Source organism: Kurthia gibsonii (assembly GCF_006539985.1).
GTDB classification, from domain to species: Bacteria; Bacillota; Bacilli; order Bacillales_A; family Planococcaceae; genus Kurthia; species Kurthia gibsonii.
On sequence record NZ_BJOB01000060.1, the window covers coordinates 1 to 10,640 of the forward strand.

The 10,640-nt window shown below is 36.7% G+C and carries 10 protein-coding genes and 1 pseudogene; 10 read left to right on the forward strand and 1 reads right to left on the reverse strand.

Translation table 11 applies throughout. From position 1 onward, the window contains the following. The first annotated feature begins 80 nt into the window (after positions 1 to 80). Positions 81 to 968: an Hsp33 family molecular chaperone HslO gene (hslO, locus tag KGI01_RS12440; protein ID WP_141274945.1), complete on the forward strand. Its 888-nt coding sequence runs from the start codon at positions 81 to 83 to the stop codon at positions 966 to 968. A gap of 55 nt (positions 969 to 1,023) precedes the next feature. Here hslO and gabR read toward each other — a convergent pair whose 3' ends face one another. Continuing rightward, positions 1,024 to 2,412 carry a MocR-like transcriptional regulator GabR gene (gene gabR, locus KGI01_RS12445; protein ID WP_141274946.1) on the reverse strand — a complete coding sequence of 463 codons (1,389 nt, stop codon included), beginning with the start codon at positions 2,410 to 2,412 and terminating at the stop codon, positions 1,024 to 1,026. A gap of 279 nt (positions 2,413 to 2,691) precedes the next feature. On the opposite strand from gabR, the pseudogene KGI01_RS12450 reads away from it, so the two are divergent. From KGI01_RS12450 to lysS, 9 genes and pseudogenes are all read left to right on the forward strand, one after another. Next, positions 2,692 to 2,886, forward strand: a pseudogene (locus KGI01_RS12450) (aldehyde dehydrogenase family protein); the annotation flags it as partial. 174 nt (positions 2,887 to 3,060) lie between these two features. Next, the gene (cysK, locus tag KGI01_RS12455; protein WP_141274948.1) at positions 3,061 to 3,999 is read left to right on the forward strand and encodes a cysteine synthase A; all 939 of its coding nucleotides are present in this window, start codon (positions 3,061 to 3,063) and stop codon (positions 3,997 to 3,999) included. A gap of 178 nt (positions 4,000 to 4,177) precedes the next feature. Further along, positions 4,178 to 5,536, forward strand: coding sequence for an anthranilate synthase component I family protein (locus KGI01_RS12460; protein WP_141274954.1), 1,359 nt, complete (start codon positions 4,178 to 4,180; stop codon positions 5,534 to 5,536). Then, positions 5,533 to 6,102 carry an aminodeoxychorismate/anthranilate synthase component II gene (gene pabA, locus KGI01_RS12465; RefSeq protein ID WP_141274949.1) on the forward strand — a complete coding sequence of 190 codons (570 nt, stop codon included), beginning with the start codon at positions 5,533 to 5,535 and terminating at the stop codon, positions 6,100 to 6,102. Before KGI01_RS12460 ends, pabA begins: the two co-directional genes overlap by 4 nt. An 11-nt stretch (positions 6,103 to 6,113) precedes the next feature. Further along, positions 6,114 to 6,953, forward strand: coding sequence for an aminodeoxychorismate lyase (gene pabC, locus KGI01_RS12470; RefSeq protein ID WP_141274950.1), 840 nt, complete (start codon positions 6,114 to 6,116; stop codon positions 6,951 to 6,953). Beyond that, positions 6,950 to 7,777: a dihydropteroate synthase gene (gene folP / locus KGI01_RS12475; protein ID WP_411286291.1), complete on the forward strand. Its 828-nt coding sequence runs from the start codon at positions 6,950 to 6,952 to the stop codon at positions 7,775 to 7,777. Before pabC ends, folP begins: the two co-directional genes overlap by 4 nt. A gap of 11 nt (positions 7,778 to 7,788) precedes the next feature. Beyond that, the gene (gene folB / locus KGI01_RS12480) at positions 7,789 to 8,157 is read left to right on the forward strand and encodes a dihydroneopterin aldolase (protein WP_141274951.1); all 369 of its coding nucleotides are present in this window, start codon (positions 7,789 to 7,791) and stop codon (positions 8,155 to 8,157) included. Beyond that, positions 8,154 to 8,645: a 2-amino-4-hydroxy-6-hydroxymethyldihydropteridine diphosphokinase gene (gene folK / locus KGI01_RS12485; RefSeq protein WP_141274952.1), complete on the forward strand. Its 492-nt coding sequence runs from the start codon at positions 8,154 to 8,156 to the stop codon at positions 8,643 to 8,645. The genes folB and folK overlap by 4 nt, the downstream gene beginning before the upstream one ends. A 104-nt stretch (positions 8,646 to 8,749) precedes the next feature. After that, positions 8,750 to 10,246, forward strand: coding sequence for a lysine--tRNA ligase (gene lysS, locus KGI01_RS12490; RefSeq protein WP_174795814.1), 1,497 nt, complete (start codon positions 8,750 to 8,752; stop codon positions 10,244 to 10,246). Positions 10,247 to 10,640 lie beyond the last annotated feature (394 nt).

Sequence of the window (10,640 nt, forward strand, 5' to 3'; positions counted from 1 at the left end):
ACTTTTTTTTATAGGAGTACCTGTGTTATGATGTCGAAAGATGTTTTAATTATGCTTATAAAGAAAAGAGGATATAATACATGTCAGATTATTTAGTAAGAGCAATTGGTTTTAACGGAAGTGTGCGTGCATTCGCTGTAAGCTCAACAGAAACAGTAGGTGAAGCACAACGTCGACATGATACATGGCCAACAGCTTCAGCAGCACTTGGGCGTACAATGACTGCTGGTGTCATGATGGGTGCTATGCAAAAAGGTGACGACCAATTAACGATTAAAGTTCAAGGTGACGGTCCTATTGGTGCGATTATCGTTGACGCAAACGCAAAAGGTGAAGTACGTGGTTATGCAATGAATCCGCACGTGGATTTTGAATTAAATCAATTCGGTAAATTAGATGTACGCCGTGCTGTAGGTACACAAGGTTCGTTATCTGTTGTAAAAGATGCTGGATTACGTGATTACTTCACAGGACAAGTTGAATTAGTATCAGGTGAACTAGGCGAAGATTTCGCATATTACTTCACAAAATCGGAACAAACACCGTCAGCAGTTGGTTTAGGAGTACTAGTTAATCCAGATTATACAATTAAAGCAGCAGGTGGTTTTATTGTCCAAGTTATGCCAGGTGTAGATGATGAGACCATTACACAAATCGAAGAAGCACTATCTAAAATCGAACCTGTTTCAAAAATGATTGAAAAAGGTTTCACACCAGAAGAAATTTTAGAAGCAGTATTAGGTAAAGAACATGTCGAAATTTTAGACCGTCAAGATGTTACATTCTCATGTAACTGTTCAAAAGATCGTTTTTCAAATGCTTTAATTGGACTAGGTGAAGACGAATTACAAGCGATGATTGAGGAAGATCATGGTGCAGAAGCTGAATGTCATTTCTGTATGGAAAAATACAGTTATTCAGAAGACGAACTACGTGATATTATCGAAGAAGTACGCGCTCAAAAATAGTACAAAAAAGCTTTCCGCTCAGGTTTGGAGTGGAAAGCTTTTTTATTTAAGTCATTTAACGATTTAAAATATTTTTTAATTTTTTCACTGCATATGGGATTTCATGCAATTGTAAACTAGCAAACCCTAGAATAAAATAACGCTCATCATCCTCTACAGGCGTAAGGTAAAATCGTTCTAAACTAAAAATTTCAAGACTTTCATTTTTGGCACATTCTAAGATCTCTGCATAAGATTTTTCTGTATTGTAATGAATAATAAAATGCAGTCCAGCTGGCACATCGATAATATTTAAGTCCTCGTCAAAAGTCTCTTCTAGTGTATGAATTAAGCATTTTCGTACTTCTTCAAAATGTTCAGTCATGGTTGATAAATGTTTTTGGTAATAACCATCTTTCATAAAAAAATGTAAAGTATATAAGTTTAATGTATTACAAGACGGAATTAAGTGATTGAATTTTTCTTTATACTTTTTTAAGAGGTTAGGTGGCAGCACCATATAACTAATACGAATACCAGGAAACAATGTTTTGGAGAATGTACCCATGTAGATAGTACGTTGACTACGATCCAAACTTTGTAGAGAGGGAATATGCGCTGTTTCATATTTATATTCACTATCATAATCATCTTCAATGATATAACGCTCTTGCGGAACGTTCACCCAGTTTAATAATTCAAATCTTCTAGAGATAGGCATAATCATCCCCATAGGAAATTGATGTGCAGGTGTGACACATACGAGTTGGACATCTTGATTTTGAAGTAGTTCTACATCAAACCCCTTTTCATCCAGAGTTACCGTTAATACATTCCATCCATGATCTTCAATTAAAGCTTTATAACGTGCGTAACCTGGATTTTCTAATGCGATTGTATACGGTGCATCGTCAAATAATTCGAGTATTTGGCTCATTAAAGCCTGACTAGAAGAATGAAGCACTACTTGCTCTGGCTCACAACGTACACCTCGTTTAAAGTTCAAATGTTGTGCTAAAGTCTGACGCACAATGTAAGGTCCTTGCTGGTGAGATAAGTGAGATAGCTCGTTATTGAATTGCTGAATCGCTTTTTGCTCACACTTTAACCATTCGTTATAAGGAAACAGGCTCATATTCGAAGCCATATGTGAAAATGAAGTTTGATAAGGACGCTCAATTGGATGTTCTTTTAATTCAGCAGGTAGCCCACTCCATTCTTGATTATCTAAATCATACCTTGTAATGTCCTCTACAAAATATCCTTTTCTTTCTAAACTATAAACATAACCTTCTACAATAAGTTGATCGAGTGCGACAATGACGGAGTTAATACTCACATTGAATTGTTCGGAAATTTTTCTTTTAGATAATAATTTCTCATGAGGTTGATAATTCCCAGCTAAAATTTGTTCTTTGATGCGTTCATATACAAGTTGATATTTATATTTTTTATCTTTTAGCATCCTATGTCACAACTCCTTTTTGAAAGTGGTTCTTTTCTTTTTTTACAAATTGGCATACTTTTAATAAACTAGAAAATTAATATTTTTTATAGCGTAAATAGGATTAAACGAGAAAAAATATGTAAAAATATGTATATTTCAATCACCCTGAAAAATCTCAGGATAAGTGTAACATATTCTTACTTTTCTGAAAACGTATGGAGTGTACCTGAAAATGGATATCCATAAGTAAATCAATCATTCTTGATCAAATTAAAGAACATGAAGGAGAGACTTCTTATTAAAAAGGTACGTGCAGGTATCACATATGTGAATGATTATCATCGAACATATGTGGAAGCGCCATGTGGTGGGTATAAACAATCGGGTATTAGTCGAAGTTTAGGTAAATACAGTTTGGAAGAATTCCAAGAAATAAAACAGATTAATATTCGTTTGAATGTAGAGCCAAATGGTTGGTTCCCAACGAATTAAATAAAAGAATGAGAGAGTCGTTTCATATAAGAAGCGGCTATTTTTTATGAAAATTTAGAAAAATACATTTTTTGTCACATTTTAGGGTATCTTTTGATTGACATTCATAAAATGCGCGCGTATTATTAAATTAATAAAACATACAAAATTACTAGGGATTAGGAGTGGGATTGCATGACAAATCAAATTGTACAATCAGTAACAGATTTAGTAGGTAATACACCAATCGTTAAATTAAATAACTTAACAGGACCAAATGACGCAAACGTATACGTGAAATTAGAATATATGAACCCAGGAAGTTCTGTAAAAGATCGTCTAGCTTTAGGTATGGTAGAACAAGCTGAAAAAGACGGTATTTTAAAAGAAGGTAGTACACTAATTGAGCCAACTTCAGGCAATACAGGAATCGGTTTAGCGATGATTGCTGCTGCAAAAGGTTATAAATCAGTCATCGTAATGCCAGATACAATGTCAATGGAACGTCGTAACTTATTACGCGCATATGGTGCAGAATTAATCTTAACACCAGGTGCAGAAGGTATGAAAGGCGCTATTGCAAAGGCAGAAGAACTTGCAAAAGAAAATGGTTGGTTCTTACCACAACAATTTGAAAACCCTGTAAACGCTGTTGTTCATCGCGAAACAACAGGTCCAGAAATCGTTGATGCATTCGAACAAGCTGGTTTAACATTAGATGCATTCATCGCAGGTGTTGGTACAGGCGGTACAATTACAGGTGCAGGTGAAGTATTAAAAGCAAAATTCCCTGAACTAGAAGTAATCGCTGTAGAACCAAAAGATTCACCTGTATTAGAAGGTGGAAAACCAGGCCCACATAAAATCCAAGGTATTGGTGCTGGTTTCGTACCAAAAGTATTAAACACAGAAGTATATGACTCTGTTTTCCCAGTAGAAAATGAAGCAGCATTTGATACCGCACGTAAAGTAGCAAAAGAAGAAGGTATTCTAGGTGGTATTTCTTCTGGAGCAGCAGTATATGCAGCGCTTGAAACAGCAAAACGTCTTGGAAAAGGCAAAAATGTACTAGCTGTTCTTGCTTCGAACGGAGAACGTTATCTATCAACACCACTTTATCACTTTGATGACTAATGAATGTGATGGTTAAAATAAGAGGAATTGTGCTTTTGCACAGTTCCTTTTTTGTGTTTAAAATGTAGTCACTTTTGCGAAAACTTCCAACATTTCATATACTAGGGACAACAGTGAAAATACATACAGTGGGGGAATTACTTTGACGAATCAGCTTTTTCAAACAGATGCGTTTCCGATGACGAAGGACGCATTTTTTTATCGCTATAAACGACAGACACAGCAAGAAGCACATCATATTCTATTAGAGAGTGGACGAGGGGGAAAGCAGTCGATTGCTGCTTGGAATCCACTAGCAATTATTTCATCACAAGATAATGGTATTCGTATTGATTGGCGAGATGGTTCAGTAGAAGAGCGCGTGGGGGAATCACTTCATTTAATAGAAGAACTAACAAAAGAATATGCACTGCCACCAAATGGTGAATTTTTTACAGGTGGTGTAATAGGGGCAATTTCATATGACTATACACGTAAAATTGAAAAATTAGCTGAAACAGCAGAAGCAGATGTACGACTACCAGACCAATACATGTACTTAGTGGATGCTTGGGCAGTATATGACGAGACGAATCAAATGGTGACACTGATGAAAACTTCAACAAGTGAAGTAGATTTAGAAAAGTGGCAAGAAGAATGGGAAGTAGAAGGTTTTGAACGAATCTTTTCTGCAGATACATTAAGTGTGCAACATCAGATGGAACCACGAAATGTATCGATGACAGGTGAACAGTTCGAACAAGCTGTACGAAAGATTCAAGAATATATTGCACAAGGTGATGTATTCCAAGTGAATTTATCTGTGCGTCAGTCGAAAGAGTTCACAACAGATGCGATTGTTTTATATGAAGCGCTTCGTACATTTAATCCTTCACCATACATGGCATTTATTCAATCACCCGATTTTGCGACTGTATCAGGATCACCAGAATTACTTGTAAAAAAAGAAGGAACAGCTCTATCAACACGTCCGATTGCGGGAACGCGTCCACGTGGTGCGAATGATGCGGAAGATTTAGCGCTCGCAAATGAGCTAATAGAACACCCAAAAGAACGTGCAGAACATGTTATGTTAGTTGACTTAGAACGCAATGATTTAGGAAAAGTATCAGCTTACGGTACTGTTCATGTTGATGAATTTATGGTTATCGAGAAGTACTCACATGTGCAGCATATCGTATCCAATGTTCGAAGTAAATTAGATCCTTCTAAATCGAATGCCGATGTAGTACGTGCGATGTTCCCAGGCGGTACAATTACGGGGGCCCCGAAAATTCGCACAATGGAAATCATTGAAGAATTAGAACCAGTACGACGTGGTATTTATACAGGATCGATTGGTTGGATGGGTTATAATGGCGATTTAGATTTCAATATTGTGATTCGAACAGCTTTCATTCAAGATGAGCGTGTACATATTCAAGCAGGAGCAGGAATTGTTATTGATTCGATTCCGGAGAAAGAATATGAAGAATCACTGAATAAAGCGAAATCAATGTGGCAAGCAGTTCAGATGGTAGAGGAGTTGACGAAATGATTTTAATGATTGATAACTATGATTCATTTATCTACAATATCGTGCAGTACTTTGGTGAGTTAGGCGAAGAATTATTTGTAAAACGCAATGATGAAGTGACCATTGCTGAAATTGAAGAATGGAATCCGAAAATGATTGTCATCTCTCCAGGACCTTGTTCACCGAATGAAGCAGGCATGAGTTTAGAAATCATCCAGCATTTTGCAGGGAAGATTCCGATTTTAGGTGTATGTTTAGGTCATCAATCGATTGCGCAAGTATTCGGAGGAGATGTCATTCGTGCTGAACGTCTCATGCATGGTAAAACATCGCCTGTCTATCATGAGAACAAAGGGATGAACCAGAATATGCCGAACCCATATATTGCTACACGTTATCATTCTTTAATTGTTGACCCAAAAACATTACCTGACTGTTTAGAAGTTACATCTTGGACAGAGGAAGGCGAAATTATGGGGTTACGTCATAAACAATATGCTGTAGAAGGTGTCCAGTTCCATCCTGAATCGATTATGACTGAAAAAGGGCTTATGTTATTAGAAAACTTCATTAAAACATATTGCTAGGAGGAAAGTGTATGTGGTGCTTTAAAGATGGTGAATTTGTAAGAGCAGAAGATTTATGTATTTCACCCTTTGATCATGGTTATTTATATGGGCTTGGTTTTTTTGAGACGTTTCGTACATATGATGGGGAACCATTCCTATTCGCAGAGCATATGCAGCGTATGAGAGCAGCACTTGCTACGTATCGCATTAAATTACCTTATACAGATGTGGAATTAAAAGAAGTCATTCGAGAGTTAACAGCTAAATCGAACGGTGAAGACGGTTATTTTCGTTTGAATGTCTCTGCTGGAGATGAAGGACTTGGATTACAAGCGAGAACATATGAAAATCCAACAGTTATCATTTTTCGTAAGGAACTACCACCTGTTTGCCGAGAAAAGTCAGCTGTTTGGCTTGATACAATCAGAAGTCAACCAGAACAGGCAATACGCTTTAAATCACATCACTATGCGAATAATATTTTAGCGCGCCAAGAAGTACCTTCACTAAAAGATTTAGAAGGTTTTTATGTGACAGAAAAGGGCAATGTAGCGGAAGGGATTACATCAAATATCTTTTGGGTAACCAATGGTCGAATCTATACACCTTCTTTAGAAACGGGTATTTTAAATGGGATTACAAGACAATTTGTAATGGAATTAGCGCGTAGCTTGGAAATTCCTTTAATTGAAGGTCTCTATCGAAAAGAAGATGTAGAACAAGCAGATGAATGTTTTGTAACAACTTCTATTCAAGAAATTGTAGCGATACGAAAGTTGGATGCTAAGGAATTTAAAGGTTGTGATGGTGAAGTGTATAAACAATTATACGAAGCTTATCAAAAGAGAATTGAGGGGTTACGTCTATGATGTTAGAACATTATAAAGAAAAGCCAATCGGGAACCATACATTATATTTTGGAAAAGAAACATATGTGATGGGTATTTTAAATGTGACACCAGATTCATTTTCAGATGGTGGGCAATTTAATTCAGTAGAACGAGCAGTTGCTCATGCAAAAGTGATGGTAGCAGATGGTGCTAAGATTATCGACATTGGCGGTGAATCAACGCGACCAGGTTATACGCCTGTATCAATTGAAGATGAGATTCAACGTGTTGTGCCTGTTATTCGTGCCATTCGTAAAGAATTAGATGTATTGATTTCGATTGATACATTCAAATCAGAAGTAGCAGAGGCGGCATTAGAAGCAGGAGCACATATTGTGAATGATATTTGGGGAGCGAAGCATGATGCGAATATTGCGAAGGTAGCAGCTAAGTGGGATGCGCCGATTATTCTGATGCATAACCGACAACAAGAATATGTAGGTGATGCTTTTTTCCAAGCAGTACGTGAGGATTTAGAAGAAAGTATTCGAATTGCTTTGGAAGCAGGAGTGCCACATGAAAACATTTGGCTCGACCCGGGTATTGGTTTTGGAAAAACACATGAGCAAAATATTGAGATGATGCGTCATTTAGCTGAACTTGTTGATTATGGTTATCCTGTACTACTTGCGACTTCAAGAAAGCGCATGATTGGTCATATTTTAGATTTACCGGTAGAGGAACGAATGGAAGGAACAGGTGCTAGTTGTTGTTACGGTGTAGATAAGGGCTGTCACATGGTGCGTGTACATGATGTCAAGCCGATTGCCCGTATGATGAAAACAATGGACGCTTTACGATAGGAGAGAGAGAATTGGATTATATTCATTTAAGAGATGTAGAATTTTATGGTTATCACGGTGTATTAGAAGCAGAAACAACATTAGGACAACGTTTCCGAGTGACATTAAAATTGGCTGTGGATTTAAAAGAAGCAGGTCAAACAGATGATTTAAATAAAACAGTGAGTTATGCAGAAGTATATGAGTTAACGAAAGAGATTGTAGAAGGTAAACCATACAAACTAATTGAGGCTGTAGCTGAGAAAATTGCACAAACAATTTTAAGTACATTTATGAATCAAGTAAAAGGCGTGCAAGTCGAAGTGATTAAACCAGATCCACCAATTCCAGGGCATTATCGTGAAGTGGCTGTTGAAATTACACGAGGTGAGGGAATATGACGCGCGCTTATATCTCATTAGGTTCTAATATGGGGGATAAAGTAGCGTCTCTAAAGCAAGCAGTTGAACTTTTACAAGCACATGAACACATCCAAGTTATTCGAGTTTCTTCTATATATGATACGGATCCTGTTGGATATGAAGATCAGGATGTATTTATGAATATTGTGGCGGAAGTAGAGACTGAGCTAACAGGAGAAGAATTACTAATTGTCTGCCAATCAATTGAACAAGAATTGAAGCGCGTAAGAGTAGTGCGTTGGGGCCCACGTACGATGGATTTAGATATTATATTATATGGTGATGAAGTAATCGATACACCCATATTGACTGTACCGCACCCACGAATGCATGAGCGAGCTTTCGTATTAGTTCCATTGGTTGAACTGAACGCAGAAGTTATACATCCTGTACATCAAAAAAGTGCAGAAGAACTCCTTTCTGAGAATGGACATGAGGGTGTACGATTGTTTGAAAAATGGACATAGGCACTTTCAATCAAAAGAAAATGAGAGGAAAGGCATGAATTGTATGCTAAAATTGTGTACAATAAATACATTATGGACTGCTATGAGCGGAACAATTATAAGGAGTGAAAGATGTGTCAGAAGAATTAAATGACCAAGTTTTGGTGAGACGCCAAAAGATGGATTCAATCAGAGAAGCTGGCCTAGATCCATTCGGTCAACGCTTTGAAAGAACGCACTTAACAAATGAATTACATGAACAATTTGAAGCTGTTTCAAAAGAAGATTTAGAAGAAAGAGAAGCAGTAGAGGTAGTTGTAGCTGGTCGTATCATGACAAAGCGTAGTAAAGGTAAAGTAGGCTTCGCAAACATTCAAGATTTAGGTGGCCAAATTCAAATTTATGTACGTAAAGATGCGATTGGTGAAGAAGCTTATGAAATCTTTAAACGCGCAGACTTGGGTGACATTGTTGGGATTAAAGGAACGCTCTTTAAAACAAACGTGGGTGAATTAACAATCAAAGCATTAGAGTTCACTTTCTTAACAAAGTCATTACGCCCAATGCCTGAAAAATTCCATGGTTTACAAGACGTTGAACAACGTTACCGTCAACGTTACTTAGATTTAATGACAAATGATGAAAGCAAAAAAGCATTCATTACACGTAGCCAAATCATTCGTTCGATCCGTAACTTCTTAGATAACAAAGGTTACTTAGAAGTAGAAACACCAATGCTAAACTCTGTAGCAGGTGGAGCAGCAGCACGCCCGTTCGTTACACACCATAATGCATTAGATGCACAAATGTATATGCGTATTGCGATTGAGCTTTACTTAAAACGTTTAATCGTAGGTGGATTAGAGAAAGTATATGAAATCGGTCGCGTATTCCGTAATGAAGGTGTATCAACTCGTCATAACCCTGAATTTACATTATTAGAGTTATATGAAGCATATGCAGATTACGAAGATATCATGAATCTAACTGAAGACCTATTCGTTCACGTAGCACAAGAAGTCCTTGGTACAACACAAGTTCAGTACGGTGAAGATGTAATTGATTTATCTAAAGGCTGGAAACGTATGCATATGGTAGATGCTGTTAAAGAAGCAACAGGTGTAGACTTCTGGAAAGAAATGACGAAAGAAGAAGCACAAGCTCTAGCAAAAGAACACCATGTAGAAATCAAAGATACAATGGAAGTAGGACATATCATTAATGAATTCTTCGAACAAAAAATTGAAGAATCATTAGTTCAACCTACATTTGTATACGGTCACCCAGTTGAAATTTCACCATTAGCGAAGAAAAACCCAGAAGATCCTCGTTTCACAGATCGTTTTGAGTTATTCATCGTGCGTCGTGAGCATGCAAATGCGTTCACAGAGTTAAATGATCCAATTGATCAACGCGAACGTTTCGAATCTCAAATGGTTGAGAAGGAACAAGGAAATGATGAAGCGCATGAGATGGACGAAGACTTCTTAGAAGCTTTAGAGTATGGTATGGCTCCAACAGGTGGTTTAGGTATTGGTATTGACCGTCTAATTATGTTGTTAACAAACTCTCAATCAATTCGCGATGTATTATTATTCCCATTAATGCGTCAACGCGATTAATTATTTCTATATAATATTAAAAGGTATCGATCTTGAATCGATACCTTTTTTATATCCCGTATATTTACTACTTGTAATTTAAAAAGAGAAGATATACAATATAAAACATGTTGTTACGAAGAAGTAATTACATCAAATAATGTAAATAATCTTTTTTAAAAAAGGTGCTTGCAATATTTAAAGTATAGTGATATACTAATTAAGTCGTTAAGAGCTGATGAGAAAAACAAACAAAGTTTTTTTGGAAAAGTTCTTGACTGTAAATGAATGCTCTGGTATAATAATTAAGTCGCTAACGAGTGACTAAAAAATATCTCAAAAAAAGAATTCAAAAAAGTTCTTGACAAGATAAAGTATCGTGTTATAATAATAAAGTCGCTAAGATAACTTGGTG